The 17,242-nt window shown below is 66.3% G+C and carries 14 protein-coding genes and 3 CRISPR repeat arrays (2 of these 17 cut by a window edge); all 14 genes read left to right on the top strand.

Features of this window, described 5'->3' with window-relative positions; translation table 11 throughout:
- A CRISPR array of direct repeats spans positions 1-151; the repeat unit is 37 nt (it extends 1,374 nt beyond the left edge of the window).
- Between the two features lie 104 nt (positions 152-255).
- Positions 256-1,119, top strand: a complete 864-nt coding sequence (locus FKD65_RS22480; RefSeq protein ID WP_141579359.1) for a helix-turn-helix transcriptional regulator — start codon at positions 256-258, stop codon at positions 1,117-1,119.
- Positions 1,120-1,129: 10 nt separating this feature from the next.
- A complete protein-coding gene (locus FKD65_RS22475; RefSeq protein WP_141579358.1) occupies positions 1,130-1,339 on the top strand; it encodes a DUF397 domain-containing protein in 210 nt (69 codons plus the stop codon).
- A 352-nt stretch (positions 1,340-1,691) separates the two neighbouring features.
- A complete protein-coding gene (locus tag FKD65_RS22470; RefSeq protein ID WP_168221149.1) occupies positions 1,692-2,108 on the top strand; it encodes an ATP-binding protein in 417 nt (138 codons plus the stop codon).
- Positions 2,105-2,395, top strand: coding sequence for a hypothetical protein (locus FKD65_RS22465; protein WP_168221148.1), 291 nt, complete (start codon positions 2,105-2,107; stop codon positions 2,393-2,395). Before FKD65_RS22470 ends, FKD65_RS22465 begins: the two co-directional genes overlap by 4 nt.
- A gap of 1,209 nt (positions 2,396-3,604) precedes the next feature.
- Positions 3,605-3,925: a hypothetical protein gene (locus FKD65_RS22455; protein WP_141579355.1), complete on the top strand. Its 321-nt coding sequence runs from the start codon at positions 3,605-3,607 to the stop codon at positions 3,923-3,925.
- Positions 3,926-3,941: 16 nt separating this feature from the next.
- Complete coding sequence (locus FKD65_RS22450; RefSeq protein ID WP_141579354.1) at positions 3,942-5,765, top strand: hypothetical protein; 1,824 nt, start codon at positions 3,942-3,944, stop codon at positions 5,763-5,765.
- A 367-nt stretch (positions 5,766-6,132) separates the two neighbouring features.
- Positions 6,133-6,354, top strand: coding sequence for an AlpA family transcriptional regulator (locus FKD65_RS22445; protein WP_141579353.1), 222 nt, complete (start codon positions 6,133-6,135; stop codon positions 6,352-6,354).
- A gap of 242 nt (positions 6,355-6,596) precedes the next feature.
- Positions 6,597-8,119: direct repeats of the CRISPR family, unit length 37 nt; unit sequence GTGGCGCCCGCCCTCACCGGCGGGCGAGGATCGCAAC.
- 182 nt (positions 8,120-8,301) lie between these two features.
- Positions 8,302-10,497 (top strand): CRISPR-associated helicase Cas3', encoded by a 2,196-nt coding sequence (cas3, locus tag FKD65_RS22440; protein WP_205718220.1) that lies wholly within the window; start codon positions 8,302-8,304, stop codon positions 10,495-10,497.
- A complete protein-coding gene (gene cas5c / locus FKD65_RS22435) occupies positions 10,491-11,177 on the top strand; it encodes a type I-C CRISPR-associated protein Cas5c (protein WP_141579352.1) in 687 nt (228 codons plus the stop codon). The genes cas3 and cas5c overlap by 7 nt, the downstream gene beginning before the upstream one ends.
- Before the next feature lie 2 nt (positions 11,178-11,179).
- On the top strand, positions 11,180-12,925 hold the full coding sequence (cas8c, locus tag FKD65_RS22430) for a type I-C CRISPR-associated protein Cas8c/Csd1 (RefSeq protein ID WP_141579351.1): 1,746 nt from the start codon (positions 11,180-11,182) through the stop codon (positions 12,923-12,925).
- Between the two features lie 23 nt (positions 12,926-12,948).
- Positions 12,949-13,824, top strand: a complete 876-nt coding sequence (gene cas7c / locus FKD65_RS22425) for a type I-C CRISPR-associated protein Cas7/Csd2 (protein ID WP_205718219.1) — start codon at positions 12,949-12,951, stop codon at positions 13,822-13,824.
- Positions 13,821-14,462 (top strand): CRISPR-associated protein Cas4, encoded by a 642-nt coding sequence (gene cas4, locus FKD65_RS22420; protein ID WP_141579349.1) that lies wholly within the window; start codon positions 13,821-13,823, stop codon positions 14,460-14,462. Before cas7c ends, cas4 begins: the two co-directional genes overlap by 4 nt.
- A complete protein-coding gene (gene cas1c, locus FKD65_RS22415) occupies positions 14,455-15,480 on the top strand; it encodes a type I-C CRISPR-associated endonuclease Cas1c (protein ID WP_141579348.1) in 1,026 nt (341 codons plus the stop codon). The genes cas4 and cas1c overlap by 8 nt, the downstream gene beginning before the upstream one ends.
- A complete protein-coding gene (cas2, locus tag FKD65_RS22410) occupies positions 15,480-15,770 on the top strand; it encodes a CRISPR-associated endonuclease Cas2 (protein WP_141579347.1) in 291 nt (96 codons plus the stop codon). Before cas1c ends, cas2 begins: the two co-directional genes overlap by 1 nt.
- 130 nt (positions 15,771-15,900) lie before the next feature.
- A CRISPR array of direct repeats spans positions 15,901-17,242; the repeat unit is 37 nt; unit sequence GTGGCGCCCGCCCTCATCGGCGGGCGAGGATCGCAAC (it continues 2,555 nt past the right edge of the window).

Raw genomic sequence — 17,242 nt, 5'->3', positions numbered from 1 at the left:
CACCGGCAACCCGTGCGTCATCCCGCGCCGCACGTTCACCGTGGCGCCCGCCCTCACCGGCGGGCGAGGATCGCAACGCGGTGACGGTGCCGAAGTAGATGAAGTAGCCGCTGGGTGGCGCCTGCCTTCATCGGCGGGCGAGGATCGCAACAGGGTGCTTGTCGGGCTGAGGAAGGCAGCCCCACGAGACAGGCGACGTGGTTACGCTCCATGTCCTAGAAAGGTGACAGTCGGTGTTCGAGGACGCGGGGTGGGGTGTTGATCAGTCCGTATGTGCGCCGGCTGCGGCTTGCGGCGGAGTTGCGCGAGCTGCGGGAGGGGGCTGGCGTTTCGGCGCAGGAGCTGGCCAAGCGGTCGGGCGTGTACCGGCAGATGATCAGCAAGCTGGAGAACGCGCACGTCGCACCGAATCAGGAGGATGTTCAGCGGCTGCTGGACGTCCTTGGTGCCGAAGGTGACAAGTGGACGCAACTCGTGCAGATCACTGCGGAGGCGGCGTCGCATGGCTGGTGGGAGTCGTCGGGCATCGGTGAGCGCCAGGCCAGGTTTGCCAACCTCGAGGCCGGTGCGAGTGTCATCCGTGAGTACCAGCAGAACTTGATTCCGGGGCTGCTGCAGACGGAGGAGTTCATCGCTACGCGCTTGGCCAACACCGAGCTTCCCTTGCCTCCTGATGCCGAGGTTGCCGGAGTGCTGAAGGGCCGGGTCGGGCGGCAGCGGATGCTGCATCGTCCGGACGGGCCTTCGTATGAGGTGATTCTGGACGAGGTGGTGCTGCGTCGCCGTTCGGTTCCGGCGGAGGTGTTCTGTCGGCAGCTCGGCCACATCGTCGACCTGTCCCGGCAGGACGAGCGGGTGACGGTACGGGTCCTGCCTGTGGATGCTGAGATTCCGGGGTACAACATCCCTGAATGTTCGTTTTCGATGTTCACCTACCCGGACGATGGCGACCCCGGTGTGGTCGCCCTGGAGGCGGTGACCACCGACTTGGTCCTCACCGATCCGGAGCAGACCGCGCAGTTCGAGATGGTGTACGAAGGCCTCGTCCGCGTGGCCCTGTCGGCCGAGCGGTCACGAGAGATGCTGGCGGACGTCGCGGACTCCCTCCCCTCGCACTAGGAAGATCATCATGATCAGTCGTGAACGCTATGTCGGGTGGCGCAAGTCCTCGTACAGCGGAACGGGCAACAACTGTGTCGAGGCCGGGCGAGCTGGCGGACGTCGGGTCGGTGTCCGGGACACCGCGGCCGGACATGGCGGGCCGGTGCTGGAGTTCGAAGTGAATGCCTGGGCGGCGTTGTTGGCGGAGATCCGGGAGGGAAGGCACCGCCTGCCGTAGCCCATCCAGATGGGATACAGGGGTCGAAGTGACACGCTTCGACCCCTTTTTCGCGTGTTTGGGTGACCAAAGAAACGCGCAGTGTCACAGAACCTCTTGCTGGTTCGTGATGACAGTCACATACTCATGACTGTCACTCAGTGTGGACAGTCGGTCACCTGCTATCTGTCTCAGCCCTTCCGAGGGCATGTCCACAGGAGTTCCGAGAACCGGCTGTCATCCGTCTGCAGGCTCATAGTCAGGAGCGACAACGATGTCTGTGCCACCGTCCGCGCCCCCGCGGCCCGCCATGGCCACTCTCGCTGCAAGACCCCCGCTGCACGATGGCGGAGACTGCAGGGAGCTTGTGGGGGTGGCCGCCCTGCCGACCGCGATCCCCCTGGTGCGTTCGTTCGCGCGCGCCAAGCTGTCGGCATGGGGAGTGGAGGCCGATCACGGCTGGGAGTGCCAGCAGGTGCTCTCCGAACTCGTCACCAATGCCTTCGACGCCACGGGCGAACCGCTTCCCGGTGAGCTACTCGTCCTCGACGAACTGGCGATGATCCTCGTCCAGCTCCGGATATCGGCCCAGCACCTCATCGTGGAGGTGCGTGACTCCGGGGACGGCCGACCGCACATCCCCGACGCAGGGGTCAATGACGAAGGCGGGCGCGGCCTGCGGCTGGCGACGATGCTCGCCGGCGCCTGGGGCTGGTACCCCGTCACAGCACCACAGCCCGGCAAGGTCGTATGGGCGTCGTGGTCGCTCGACCGGAACACCGGCTCGTGAGGCTGCGTCCGGCGCTTGGCCTGCTCGTCCAACGCCGTTCAGTCGGTTCGCCGCCCCTCGCGTTCATCGTCCCCGACGAGATGACCGGGCTCGAACTCGCGACAGGGGTCGGCCTGGCCTTCGCCCGCTCACGCGATGCCTTGGCCGAGGAAGCGGAGCAGGCTCGATACCGAGCCTCCCAGGAGAAGAATCGACGGCAGCGCGCCTACCTGGCCGGTCGCGCAGACGCCCTGTGTGAAGCCGTTGCGCGTACGGACGCCGCGATGGCCGACCTCTTCGCCGGGTAGAACGCCGTGTGTCGAAGGACGGCGGCTCCTCGCAAGACCGGGGAGTCGCCCATCGCCTCCGTTGCCTGGGCCGGGCACTCGACTTGACGCTCGGCGAGGTGCGAGAGCGCATGCGCCGTGCTTCTGAGCCAGCTCCCTGAGTTGTGCAGGTCAGCGCCCAACGGCAGGTCGAGCCAGGGCGCGTGGCAACTCTGGAACGAGGCCAGAATGCTTTTGAGCAATAGCGCGCCACGCCGGTGCTTAAAGTAGCCGACTTGCGTGAGATGAGAGAAGGTGAGATCAGGCGACCGAACCGGTCGTTGGAGGACTCACCCGAACCGAGAAGAGAGGAGTCCCGAATGGTCCGAATTCAGTTGACGCTGGGGAGCACCTCACATGCACGCACTCGAGGCTCACGCCGATGGGGCCACTGAGCGGCCCGCCATCAAGCTGCACAACCGACTCTGCCCGAAACTCAGGGCAGAAATCTCGGACACCAAGCCACATTTCACCGAAGCCCTCAATGCGCCGACACGGCAAGCGAGCGCAGGTCTCTCAGATAAGTCCGTTATCCACAACAGTGTGGATAACGGAGCGAAGTTCCGGACGCCATGGACCGCGGTGCTCGAAGAGGCCGTTCGACGGGGCGGCGATCGCGTACCTGCTCGCGACATGAACGATGACCGCGCAAGCGAACGCACAGCCCCTGGCCTGTGCAGGTCCCAGGTAGACAAACGCTGACTCACTCCGGACAGAGACGGCGAGGAGCGGCATCGAGACGCTCGGTGTAGTCAGCGGCGAAGAGATCCGGCAGTGCCTTGTCCAGGGTGCTTGCGATTCGATGAAGCGGTGCCCAGACGGCTGAATCATCAACGACACGACCGAGGTCGGTCATCTGCAGCCGTTCCCCCCACTCGGGACAGGACGAGCCCTTCGTCCCGCGTGAGTCGTATGACGATCTTTCCTCTTGCATGCCTGCAACCTAGCCGCGCTGTCGAGGGCGCCCTCCTTCGAGGCCCGAGGGATCCTCATCGACTTCAGCTGACGCTGGGCAAGATATGGAATTCGTGCACTTATTGGTTGCTGGACCGGGCGCGGCCCAGCACGGAGCAGCCGGATCGAGCGCGATCCGTGGGGGTGGGAACGGTAGTCGAGAAGAGGAGCGGGCCGGCGCCTGTGAATCGGCGTGCGCATCGCAGTCCGCGCCGGGAACGGTCGGTGCGGTTTTCGTTGGCGGATGAGGAGCACGCGCTGGTGCGGGCAGCGGCGGCGGGCGAGCGACTGGCAGTCGGTGCTTATGCGGCGCAGGCGGTACTGGCCGCAGCTCGCGGCAGCGCGCTCCCGCAGTATGCGTTGTTGCGGGAAGCCCTGGCGACGGTGATGCACGCGGCTCAGCAGGTGCGGCGGATCGGGGTGAACCTCAACCAGGCCGTGGCCGCATCGAACGCGGGGGAACCGCCGCCCCAGCTCCAGCAGTATGCCGAGGCTGCCGCACGAGCGACCCGCAACTTGGACGCCCTGGCCGAAGAGGTGCGCCGGTGCCTGCCGTGACATCGGAAGCCGAAGATTGATCGGCAAGGTTCTGCGGGGAAAGCGGGTCGAGGGCTTGATCCGTTACCTGTACGGGCCCGGGCGGCGGGGAGAGCATCACGATCCCCGCATCGTGGCCGGCTTCCGCAAGGCAGGCGAGCTGGAGCCCCCCATCAGGCCGGACGGCAGCCGGGACTTCCGGCAGCTGGACGGGCTGCTCTCCCAGCCCCTCGCTCTGCTGGGCGAGCGTAACTACCGCAAGCCGGTTTGGCATCTGGCGCTCCGCGCGGCGCCAGAGGATCCGATCCTGGACGATCACCAGTGGGCCGAGATCGCAAAAGAGGTGATGGCTCGGACCGGGCTGGCGGCCGATGGGGACGATGACGCCGTCCGGTGGATCGCTGTCCGGCACGGCGAGGACCACATCCATGTGGTCGCGACCCTTGCTCGCATCGATGGCGTCCGTCCGGATGTGTGGAACGACGGATACCGGCTTCGGGACGCCTGCCAGGCGATCGAGCGGCATTGGGGGCTGCGGTCCACGGCCCCGGCGGACCGGACAGCGTCACGGCGGCCCAAGCGCGCCGAGGCCGAGAAAGCCGTTCGCCGTGGCCGTCTGATGCCGTCTCGTACGCTCCTGCAACGCAAGGTCCAGACCGCCGCAGCAGGCGCCTGCAACGAAAGCGAGTTCTTCGAACGCCTCCGCGCCGATGGTGTTCTGGTACGGCAACGCTTCAGCCAGACGACGGCTGATGAAGTGACCGGCTACGCGGTGGCCTTGGCCGACGATGCGAACGCGGACGGCAAGCCGATCTGGTTCGGCGGCAGCAAGCTGGCCGCCGACCTCACCCTGCCTAAGCTCCGCAGCCGGTGGACGGCGGCGGACGGCTCCGTCCGGGCGCCGTCCGCCGTCCGTCCGCTGGACCGGCGACACCTGTCCGCGCGGACGAGACGGGTCCTGCTGCGGACGGCCGTCCGCCGCGCTGCGGACGAAGCCCGGACGACCAGCGAGTTCTTCCACCGACTCCAAGACCAGGGGCTCTTGGTCAAGCGGCGCTACAGCCAGACCGTCCCCGGACAGATCACCGGCTACGCAGTTGCTTTTCCAGCCGACAACGACACCGAACCGACCTGGTCTCCCGGCAGCCACCTGGCCGAGGATCTCTCCCTGGCCAGGCTCCAACACCGCTGGGCCTCGTTCTCCCGGCACCGCACGCCGGCCACCGATCACAATGATCTGACGCCGGAGGAACGGCAGGCTTTCTATGACGACGCAGCCCGCGCCGCCTCCTACGCCACCGCGCAGATCCGACGCCACCTGGCCACGAACCCGCACGCCGCACAGGACGCTTGCTGGGCCGCCTCCGACGCCCTCCGCACTGCAGCTCAAGCTACCGGCAACCGCCACCTCCACCGCGCTGCCGACAGTTACGACCGCGCAGCCCGCGCTCCCTACGGCCGCATTCCCAAACCGACTCCTGCCGGCAATGCCCTGCGTACCACGGCACGACTTCTCGCACTCACCGGCTCCCACAAGGACCGAACGACGAGCTTCGCCAAGCTGCTCGTCACCAACCTCATCACCCTGCTGGACACCATCACCGAGATCCGTCGCCTGCAGAACCACCGCGCCCAAGCCGAGGCAGCCCGTCAAGCCGCCGCTCAAACTCGACTTGCGAAAACCACTGCTGATGATCCGACGGGAGGAGCCCCTGACCTAACGACCACGATCTCGCCCGCTCGCCTGGCCATGACCGCCTTCCCCAATCCCTGGGCTCCTCTGCACTCCGACACCTCCGGTGCACCGAGACCAGATTCCCCCACTCCGTCAGTCCGCCCACGTCCTGAAAGACACCTCTAGCAAGTGACACGTCAACTCGGAGAGGCCACGCGACTCTCCGCATCGTTCTACTGACTCTTGATTGACGGGCGCCCAGCCCGTTAGCCGGATGCCGACGGAGGAGCGATGAACAGGCTGGCAACGCTCACACAGAGCGAGTTGGACGTGCGGCGGGAACGCCTACTCCGGTTTGCACTTCGAGCGCCCCGTCTGCCTCACCCGCTATAACCCACCACCCGCTACAACCCACCCCCCGCCGACGTCACACCCGACGCAGACATCCTCGCCTTCAACCAGGACGACGGCACCTGCGACACCGGCTGGTGCTTCGCCTGAACCAGCACCCCGCCTATACGCCCGCCAGGACCGAAACCACGGAGAGTCATCCATGCAGCCCATGAAGTACAGCGACCTGGCCGACCTGCCCACCGTCGTCGACATAACCACCGCCGCCCGGGCCCTCGGCCTCTCCCGCTCCTACGCCTACTACCTCGCCAAGCACGGCAAGTTCCCCTGCAAAGTCATCCGCATCGGCACCTGCTACCGAGTCCCCGCTTCTGCTCTCTGCGCATTGCTGAGCCCAGACGAGGCGCCTGCGGTGACCACCTAGGACCTTTAGGGTGAGGGGCGAGGGAGCACTTGCTGAACTCGCCCTCACCAGCCTGAGCCAAGGCCGTCTGGACGCGCCGGCGGCGTTGAATCTGGCACAGTCCTGCTGTTTCTTCGGAACCCGAAGCGAGCAAGAGATCACCGGGGGGTTCCGAAGTACTTTTGAGCTATTTCCTGCCGTTTTGTGCACACTACCTTAGTGTGTATTTGATTACAGTTGGTCATGATGGCACTTCAGGTGCCGTGGCGCCCGCCCTCACCGGCGGGCGAGGATCGCAACTACAACGCGCGGACGGGCGGGACCCGGTACACCACGGGGGTGGCGCCCGCCCTCACCGGCGGGCGAGGATCGCAACTGCCTCGCCGTCACCGGCCACACCGCGAACAACCTCGGTGGCGCCCGCCCTCACCGGCGGGCGAGGATCGCAACGGGTAGTCCTGGTTCGCCCGGCCGCCCGCCTGGTCGGCGGTGGCGCCCGCCCTCACCGGCGGGCGAGGATCGCAACACGTCGTAGATCGGGGCGCCCATGGGGCTCCTTCCGTGGCGCCCGCCCTCACCGGCGGGCGAGGATCGCAACCTTCGGTCGATCCCGAAGACGCATGTGGCGTTCGTGGTGGCGCCCGCCCTCACCGGCGGGCGAGGATCGCAACATCGCCGTGTGGACACTTCGTGGACACATTCCCCGGTGGCGCCCGCCCTCACCGGCGGGCGAGGATCGCAACCAGTAGATCGACCCGGCGAGGCCGGTCACGGACATGACGTGGCGCCCGCCCTCACCGGCGGGCGAGGATCGCAACCAGTAGATCGACCCGGCGAGGCCGGTCACGGACATGACGTGGCGCCCGCCCTCACCGGCGGGCGAGGATCGCAACTCGATGGGCGCCAGCACGGCATCCATCAGCCCCCGGAGTGGCGCCCGCCCTCACCGGCGGGCGAGGATCGCAACGCCGACGCGAACCCGGTGGCCGACGTCCAGTTCGGGTGGTGGCGCCCGCCCTCACCGGCGGGCGAGGATCGCAACACCCGGACACGCCGACTCACCCCGATGATCGTCACCCATGTGGCGCCCGCCCTCACCGGCGGGCGAGGATCGCAACCCGCAAGGGTCCGGATACGCGGACCCAAACAACCGCTGTGGCGCCCGCCCTCACCGGCGGGCGAGGATCGCAACCGGAACGTGAACCTCGCCATGGCCGCGAACGCCACGCTGTGGCGCCCGCCCTCACCGGCGGGCGAGGATCGCAACCATCGACATTCAGCGCCATGGGCCACCGGCCCCGGTGGCGCCCGCCCTCACCGGCGGGCGAGGATCGCAACTCCAAGAGCGTGTTCTTCCGCTCGGCGAAGATGTACTCGTGGCGCCCGCCCTCACTGGCGGGCGAAGATCGCAATCCCTTAACGGTGCGCTCGAACTTCGTCAGGTTCGCCGACGTGGCGCCCGCCCTCACCGGCGGACGAGGATCGCAACACCAGAGTCCCGCCGGCGTGGAACTCCATGGGCAGTGGGTGGCGCCCGCCCCTCACCGGCGGACGAGGATCGCAACGGTCAGGGTCAGGGCCGTGCACGCGAGCTGCCGGAGTGGCGCCCGCCCTCACCAGCGGACGAGGATCGCAACTATGGGGAACCGGACCGGCCGGCGTTGCGGGTATCCAGGTGGCGCCCGCGCTCACCGGCGGGCGAGGATTGCAACGACCATGTACGCGGGGCCTGCCACAGCCTGGACTGTAGTGCCGCTCGCCTTCACCGGCGGGCAGGCGTCGCGAAGTTCTGGCGGTGACAGGTAGCAAACTGGCTCCGGAACACAACTCGTGAGTAAGGTCTCGCAGTTCGGGAGAAGTGGCCGCATTGGGACGCTGGTCCTGCGAGTTGTGTGGAATGCGCACGATGCGAAGCCCTCTGTCGTACGGTGCTTTCCTGTCACGGGGTGACGGAGAGCGGGGCGCAAGGTGACGGGGGAGTTGTGGGCGCATAGCGTCAACCCTTCTGGGAGACGTCATGGGCTTGTAGATCATTTGAAGGGCACAGCCTATTTGGCTGCTGAGTTCGCCTCCGTGTTCGGAGCTGGCGAGTTGGCTGGCGGTTTGGGGCTGCTGCATGACGTCGGTAAGGGAGCCTGTCTTTGGCAGGACGGCTTGCTGCGTGCGGAGGCGGGCGGCGGGCGTGTTGTCGATGCCGGAGGGGAAAGCGTTGATCACAAGATGGCGGGCGCCTGGCTGGCGGTGCGGAAGGCGCAACTAGGGCCCTATGCACTGGCAGTGTTGGGGCATCATGGTGGGCTCCCGGAACGCCGATTTCTGAAGGAGGTGCTCACCAGCGCCGATGCAGAGGCAGCCGAGCGAGTCCAAGAAGCTGTTCGGCGAGTAGCTGAGCTTCTCCCTGAGATCCTTGACGATCGTGCTGATTCAGTTCCTAGCTGGGGAAAATCGGCCGACGATAGGCATCTGGCCGAGCTGTTGCTGCGCATGGTCTTTAGCGCACTTGTCGACGCTGATTTTCTAGATACTGAGTCCCATTTTTCAGGTGCACCGCGGCCACCGGTGCCCTCGTTGGCCTCGATGGCGGGAGCTTTTGAGCGTGCCAGGACTGAGCTACTGACCCATCGAAGGCCCTCACCAGTCGATGTGATTCGTGAGCAGGTGTACGAGGAGGCGGTGCGGGCGGCTGAAGAGCCCGTTGGGATCTTTCCCTTCCCGGCGCCCACCGGGGCCGGGAAGACCATAGCCGCGGGCGGGTTCGCTGTAGAGCATGCGGCCCGGCATGGGCTGCGGCGTGTGATCGTTGCGGTGCCGTACACGTCGATCACCGAGCAGAACGCCGCCGTCTACCGGAAGTTGTTCGGCGACGCCAACGTCTTGGAGCATCACAGCGGTGTGAACCTGGCTGACGTGCCGCCTGCCCTGCGATGGCAGAGGCTGGCAGCGGAGAACTGGGACGCCCCGGTCGTCGTCACTACGACCGTCCGCTTGTTCGAGTCCCTGTTCAGCAGGAAGCCCTCTGCAATGCGGAAGGTTCATCGGCTGGCCGGCGCGGTCATCGTCCTGGATGAGGTCCAGTCACTGCCGGATCCCATGCTCCCCCCGATCTTGTCGGCCTTGAGAGACCTGACAGAGCGGTTCGGCACGAGCGTGCTGCTGGCCTCGGCGACTCAGCCAGAGTTCTTCTCCATGGACGTTTTCAAAGATCTCCATGCCCGACAAGTAATCTCGAAACCGAAGCCGCTCTACCGCAGTCTGGAACGGGTCCGTTACAGGTGGTGGTGCGACCCGAAGCCGACGCTCAAAGATGTCGCAGAGCGGATACGGGACGAGCCGTCCGTATTGGCGGTCGTCAACACCACCAAGGATGCAGCAGCGCTTCACCAGTGTTTGGAAGAGATCGCGGATGCTCCCGTCCTGCATCTTTCGACGCGGATGGCGGGCGGGCATCGCCGTGATGCCCTGGAGGACATTCGGGCCAGGCTGGCTGAGGGGTTGCGGGTCGCGGTCGTCAGCACGCAGCTCGTTGAAGCAGGCGTGGACCTAGACTTTCCCGTGGTCTTTCGCGCTTACGCGGCGGCCGAAGCAATGCAGCAAGCCGCCGGGCGCTGCAACCGTAATGGGCGGCTTGAACGTGGCACGGTCGTTGTCTTCGACCCGGCAGACGGCAGCGTGGCTGGCGCTCGCAGGGTGTATGGCGCTGCTCTCGACGCGACGCGTGCATTCTTTGGTCCCGGACTGGCGTCGCCGGACGATCTCGACGCGTTGAGAGCCTACTACCGGACTCGATATGCCGTGAAGAACATCGAAGGCGACGGCCCTGGGATCGAGATACAGAAAGATCGAGCTGCGTTCGACTTCCCTGCGGTCGCCGCACGGTTCAAGTTGATCGACGAATCCACGGTCCCGGTCCTCGTCCCCTACGGGGATGATGCTGAACGTGAGCAACTACGGAAGTTGCTGGCCACGCCTGGCAGCGCCGAACCCTGGGTCTTCCGGAAGATCCAACCGTATCTGGCCACGCTGCCGCGGCGCCTGGCGCGCGAAGCGGTGGGCGCCGGCCTGGCCGCGCCGCTACTTGGCGATCTTGTGGAGTGGCACGGCGAATACCACGCGTTTCGTGGTATCGAATTCGCCGATCCGAGTGGAGAGGACTTCGTATGGTGAGCTCGCATCCCTACTACCCCAACCCACCACTGGTCGTTGAAGTGAGTGGAGAACTCGCGTGCTTCACTCGTCCGGAGTTGAAGGCCGAGCGATTCAGCTACGAGGTCATGACTCCCTCAGCGGCGCGCGGTGTCCTCGAGGCGATCTTCTGGCGGCCCGAATTCGAGTACCGGCTGATCAAGATCGAGGTACTGAAGCCCATCCGCTGGTTCTCCATCCGCCGGAACGAGGTCAAGTCGATGGCCTCCGACGACTGGATCCGGCGGATGATGGCCGACACGACGGTGCGGTACGACGTCGAAACCGACCGCGACCAGCGCAATACTGTTGCTCTGCGTGACGTTGGATATCGGATTCACGCTCAGGTGCTCTTGCGTCCACAGGCCACCGAGGGCGAGGTCAAGTACAGGGAGCAGTTCCGCCGTAGGGTCGACAAAGGCGCCTGTTTCTCGCAACCTTTCCTGGGCACTCGCGAGTTCTCGGCTCGCTTTGGCAAGGCCACGTCTGCCCAGCCGATCCAAGAAACGCGAGAGCTGGGACCGATGCTGCACAGCATCCACTACGAAGGTGGCAAGGAGACCTATCACTGGTTTCTGGCCAGGCTGGATGAAGGCGTGATGGAAGTGCCGCCCGAAGGCCTCGCACTTCCGGGTGCGGGCTCGGCCCGGTCGAGGACCTGACCATGTTGATCCGCAAGCTCGTCGAACAGGCTGACCAGCGGTCCGGCGCCGGTGAGGGTGTTCCTCGGTACTACCGCAGCCGGCCGGTTCGGTGGGTCATTCGCATCGATGCCAATGGAGACGGGAGCCTCATCGATCTGGTGGACCCGGTCCAGCAGCCGAGTCCCTACCTGACCCGCACCAGTGGGATCGCGGCGATGCTCCTGGTGGACACCCTGGAGTACGTCCTCGGCATCGCTAAAGACGACTCGGACAAGGCTCGTAACGGAGCCGATCGCCGGAATGACGCCTTCCTAGCTCTACTCAAATCGTGGCGAGACAACACGGAGGATCCTGCCGCTCAAACCGTCTGTCGCTTCTTCGAGCAAGAACGACACCTCGACCTCGCCAACGGCCTTCCAGACGACGCGGCCTCGTCAGAGCTTGTCGGGGTGATGCTCGGCGAGTCGTGGGGCCACATGCTGCCTTCGGCAGTTGCCTTCTGGGCACAGGTCGCGCGCGAGCGCAAAAGCTCGGGTGGTGAGGGCATCTGCCTTGCGTGCGGCGAGGTAGGCCCGCTGCTGAAGACCGTCCCGGAGATGGTGAAGAGCTCCCTCATTCCGGTCGGCGTCGAATCCAACGGGCGACCAAAACGCGGACGCGACGCCGCACTGATCTCCGTGAACACCAGTGCGCAGGGGCGCGGCGGGACGCTGCAACTGGCCAACACCCCGATCTGTGAGGCCTGCGGCGCCAAAGCGATGGGCGCCCTCAATCACCTGCTCGCCGACGAGCACCACCGGCGCCGTGGAGAGGACAACGTCCTGACATGGTGGCTCCGAGAACCAGGTGACTTCGACCTGATGGTGATCGAACGCCCGGAGCCGGCGGATGTCAAAGCCCTCCTGGACGAGCCGTACCGCGGCCGTACGGGTACGTCCGTGGACACCAACGCGTTCTACGCCCTCACCCTGTCGGCGAACCAGAGTCGCATCGTGGTCCGCGACTGGATCGACGTCCCCGTTCACGACATCAAGAACCACCTGGCAGCGTGGTTCCGCGACCACCGTTCTACCGATCGGTGGGCCGACGGCTACCACTGCGTGCCACTCCGGACGATGGTGCGGGCCAGCGGCCGCTGGGACCGCAGCAAGAAGCAGTACGTGGCGGGCAGCACCATCCACGGGCTCGAACGCGACCTACTGCGCGCGGCCCTGCGGGGTACCCCGGCGCCGCCGCATCTGATTCCCCGGATGCTTCACCGCATCCGAAATGACCACCATCTCGACCTGCCCCGGGTCGCCATGCTCCGGCTCGCGCTGACCCGGCCTCCCTACGAGGAGCACGTCATGCCAGGCCTTGACGAGAAGAACGAGAACCCCGCGTATGTGTGGGGCCGGATGTTCGCCGTCCTGGAGGCGGTTCAGCGTCGGGCCCTGCCCGACCTTAACGCCACCATCCGCGATCGGTACTTCGGCCTGGCAATGACCCAGCCTGAAGCCACGATGCGCATGCTGCGCACGAACGCGAACGGCCACATCAAAAAGCTCATCGGCAAGAACGAGTCCAGAGGTGCCGGCTACGCGCTGGACGCCCGGCTCGCGGCCCTCAGCCAGCTGATCGATGCGGACAAGGGCCTGCCCGGCCACCTGGACGCACGAGGCCAGACCCGCTTCATCCTCGGCTACGACCACCAGCGCGCAGCCGATATGGCTGCGGCCCGGGCGGCCAAGGAAGCCAAGAACAACGGCGACCACACCGCAGACTGATCCCACCTGACGAAGGAGTCATCATGACGGGCGAAGCCCACCTCGACCCGACTCGCAAGCACGACTTCGCGTTCCTCTTCGACGTCAAGGACGGTAACCCCAACGGCGACCCGGACGCCGGCGGAATGCCGCGGACGGACCCGGAGACGATGCAGGGCCTCGTCACCGACGTCGCCATCAAGCGGAAGATCCGCAACATGGTGGCGATGCTCGGCGAAGGGCAGGAAGGCTACGACATCTACGTCGAGGCGGGCGTGTCGCTGAACTCGCAGCACGAACGCGCCTACACCTCACTGGGCATCGCCAAGACCAAGGAGAAGAACAAGGACGCTTCGATCCAGGCGCAGGCGCGCGACTGGATGTGCAAGACGTTCTACGACGTCCGGATGTTCGGCGCCGTCATGACCACGGGCAGCCAGCACGCCGGACGCGTCCAAGGGCCGGTGCAGTTCACCTTCTCCCGCTCGATCGACCCGGTCATCCCCCAGGAGCACGGCATTACGCGCGTGACCCGCACCAAGGAAGAGGACACCAAGGAGACAGAAATGGGCGGCAAGCACGCCGTCCCTTACGGCCTCTACCTCGGCTACGGCCACTTCAGCGCCCCACTCGCCCGCCGCACCGGCGTCAGCGCCGACGACCTTGGCATGCTCTGGCGGTCGATGGAGTTGATGTTCGAGCACGACCGTGCCTCCACCCGCGGCGAAATGGCGCTCCGGTCCCTGTACGTCTTCAGCCACCACGACCAGTTCGGCGCCGCACCAGCGCACGTCCTGTTCGACCTCATCAGCGTCCTGCGGCAAGTGGACGGCCCAGCCCGCTCCTTCAAGGACTACACCGTGAAGCTCGACGAGGGAGCCGTGCCCGACAAGGTGACCCTCACTCAACTCATCGGATGAAAACCGAGCTACTCCCCGTGCCGCTATCGGCGTTGGAGCACTACGCCTACTGCCCTCGCCAAGCAGGACTCATCCTCCTCGAAGAGGGATACGAGGATGATGCCAACACCGTGCGCGGCACGCTGCTTCACCAGCGAGTTCATGAACCCGACGAGGAGACCAGACCGGGAATCCGCACCCTGCGTGCGCTCCCGGTCTGGCACCAGCAACTCGGATTGAACGGCGTCTGCGACGTGGTGGAGATCCTCGCCGACGACACCGTCATCCCGGTCGAACACAAGTCCGGCGCCTACCATCCCGGCGGCCCCGCAGACGTTCAACTCGTCGCCCAAGCCATGTGCCTGGAAGAGCGTTTCAAGACCACGATCTCCACCGGCTACATCTATTCAGCGGCCGACCGACGCCGCCATCCGGTGCCCATCGACGCCGAGGCACGTGCCCGCGTCATCGACGTAGCGACCGCCGTTCGCGCAGTGCTGCACCAGACCACGCTGCCGGCGGCCGCTGCCGACAAGCGGTGCCGCGGCTGCTCCATGAACGCCTTGTGCATGCCGCGCCTGCTCGCCGATCAGAGGCGCTACCAGCGCGCCCTCAGCGAGCGCTTCACGCCCTTATCCGAGAGCGACTGGGATGACTGAACTGCTCAACACCCTCTACGTCCAGACACAGGGAGCCGCCCTCTACCTCGAAGGCGACAGCGTCCGGATCACCACACCTGAAAACGGCAAACGGCGCACCTTGCCGCTGCGCCGCCTGCAGGAGATCGTGGCCTTCGGCCACATCGAGTTCAGCTCGCCCCTTCTCGTCCGCTGCGCTTCCGATGGACGACCCGTGATCTGGATGTCGGCCGGCGGTCGCTTCCTCAGCCGCCTCGACGGCCCCGTCCACGGCAACGTCCTGCTGCGGCATGCCCAGCATCTCAGCCATGCGGATCCGGCGGCGCGGCTCGCGATCGCTCAGGCCTTCGTCGCCGGGAAGATCCAGAACAGCCGCCAGCTCGTCCTGCGCGGCGCTCGCGACGCCCGCCAACACCAGGACGAACTCCGCGCCCTCGCCGACGGGATCGCGCAACCTCTGCCAGCCATCCCACTGGCCGAAGATCTCGACGTGCTCCGGGGCATCGAAGGGAATGCCGCCCGCCTATACTTCCGCGCGCTCGGCCTTATGCTCCGCCCCGATCTGGACGTCGGCGCCTTCACGGGACGGATCAAACGGCCGGCCACCGACCCGGTGAACGCCCTGATGTCTTTCCTCTACGGGCTCACCCGCTCCATGGTTCACGGCGCCGCCGAACAAGTAGGACTCGACCCTTACATCGGTTTCCTGCACGGTCTGCGCCCCGGCAAGCCCGCCTTGGCCCTCGACCTCATGGAAGAACTTCGGGCCCCGCTCGCCGACCGGCTCGCCCTCACCCTGCTCAACCGGCGACAGCTACGACGCGGACACTTCGAAGACCTGCCAGGCGGCTCAGTCCAGCTCACCGAAGACGGCCGCAAGCTCGTCCTCACCGAATGGCAGGAGGCGAAGAAGCGCGAGTGGCCCCACCGTCTACTCGGGCGTCGGGTGCCCGCCGCCTTGGTCCCCTCCGTCCAAGCCCGCATCCTCGCACGTCATCTACGTGAGGAACTGCCCGCCTACATGCCCTGGATGGCGTAGTGGAACTTCTCCTCACCTACGACGTCAGCACCATCACCCCGGAAGGCAAGAACCGCCTGCGTCGCGTTGCGAAGCTCTGCGAGGGCTACGGCATGCGAGTGCAGAAGTCCGTCTTCGAGATCGTCTGCACCGAACCCGAGCTGCTCCTGCTGATCGACAAGGTGCAGCGGATCATCGACCACGACGAGGACAGCATCCGCATCTACAAGGTGCCCAAAGGTTCCTTCCGAAGCGTCCGCGTCTTCGGTACGGCGAAGCCGTTGCCTCACGACGACGCCCTAATCCTGTAGTTCGGAACCCCAAGCGCTCATCCCTGACTGGGGATGTTCCGAAGTAGATATGCCAGGTTTCCTGTCCGCTTGCCCGAATCAAATTTGTAGAACTTTGACTGCAGAGCGTAGTAATAGCAGTTCATCCAGCGTGGCGCCCGCCCTCATCGGCGGGCGAGGATCGCAACTCCTGCCAGATCCGCGCGGCCCGCGAGAACAGGTTGGTGGCGCCCGCCCTCATCGGCGGGCGAGGATCGCAACTTGTAGGCCAGGACGAGCCCGGCGACCAGCCCGGGTGGCGCCCGCCCTCATCGGCGGGCGAGGATCGCAACTCTCGGGCGGACCCCCGCCCGGGAAGGAGCATTCACATGGTGGCGCCCGCCCTCATCGGCGGGCGAGGATCGCAACTGGGACGGGCTGGCCGCCAAGGTGATGCCGTCTCCGGTGGCGCCCGCCCTCATCGGCGGGCGAGGATCGCAACTTCATCACCGGAGAGCCACAGGAGGACCTGGAGATCCCGGTGGCGCCCGCCCTCATCGGCGGGCGAGGATCGCAACCGTCGAGCTTCCCGAGCACGTGCGGCAGGTCCGGCAGTGGCGCCCGCCCTCATCGGCGGGCGAGGATCGCAACTTGTAGGCCAGGACGAGCCCGGCGACCAGCCCGGGTGGCGCCCGCCCTCATCGGCGGGCGAGGATCGCAACTCTCGGGCGGACCCCCGCCCGGGAAGGAGCATTCACATGGTGGCGCCCGCCCTCATCGGCGGGCGAGGATCGCAACTGGGACGGGCTGGCCGCCAAGGTGATGCCGTCTCCGGTGGCGCCCGCCCTCATCGGCGGGCGAGGATCGCAACTTCATCACCGGAGAGCCACAGGAGGACCTGGAGATCCCGGTGGCGCCCGCCCTCATCGGCGGGCGAGGATCGCAACCGTCGAGCTTCCCGAGCACGTGCGGCAGGTCCGGCAGTGGCGCCCGCCCTCATCGGCGGGCGAGGATCGCAACCCCGGGGACCGCGCTGAGACGTCCTCTAGCGGGCCGTGGGTGGCGCCCGCCCTCATCGGCGGGCGAGGATCGCAACCGGCGACTCGCCGGCACGTGTCCTCGCCCGCGCTGGTGGCGCCCGCCCTCATCGGCGGGCGAGGATCGCAACGGAACAATCACAGACTTTGAAAGGGGACAAGAATGACCCTGTGGCGCCCGCCCTCATCGGCGGGCGAGGATCGCAACGTGTTGTAGCCGTTCTCGCACGCGCCGGGACAGGGTGGCGCCCGCCCTCATCGGCGGGCGAGGATCGCAACCCCTGTCCAGTGCATATACAGACGCGGCATCCTACGGCGGTGGCGCCCGCCCTCATCGGCGGGCGAGGATCGCAACGACGCGTCGTTCGGGCCCAGCCTCCAGGTGTTCCAGGCGTGGCGCCCGCCCTCATCGGCGGGCGAGGATCGCAACTTTCCGCACTGCCGTAGACGGCCAGCTCGATGCCATGGTGGCGCCCG

It is taken from the genome of Actinomadura sp. WMMA1423 (assembly GCF_006547145.1).
Lineage (GTDB): Bacteria > Actinomycetota > Actinomycetes > Streptosporangiales > Streptosporangiaceae > Spirillospora.
This window is presented reverse-complemented; position numbering and strand designations above follow the sequence as displayed.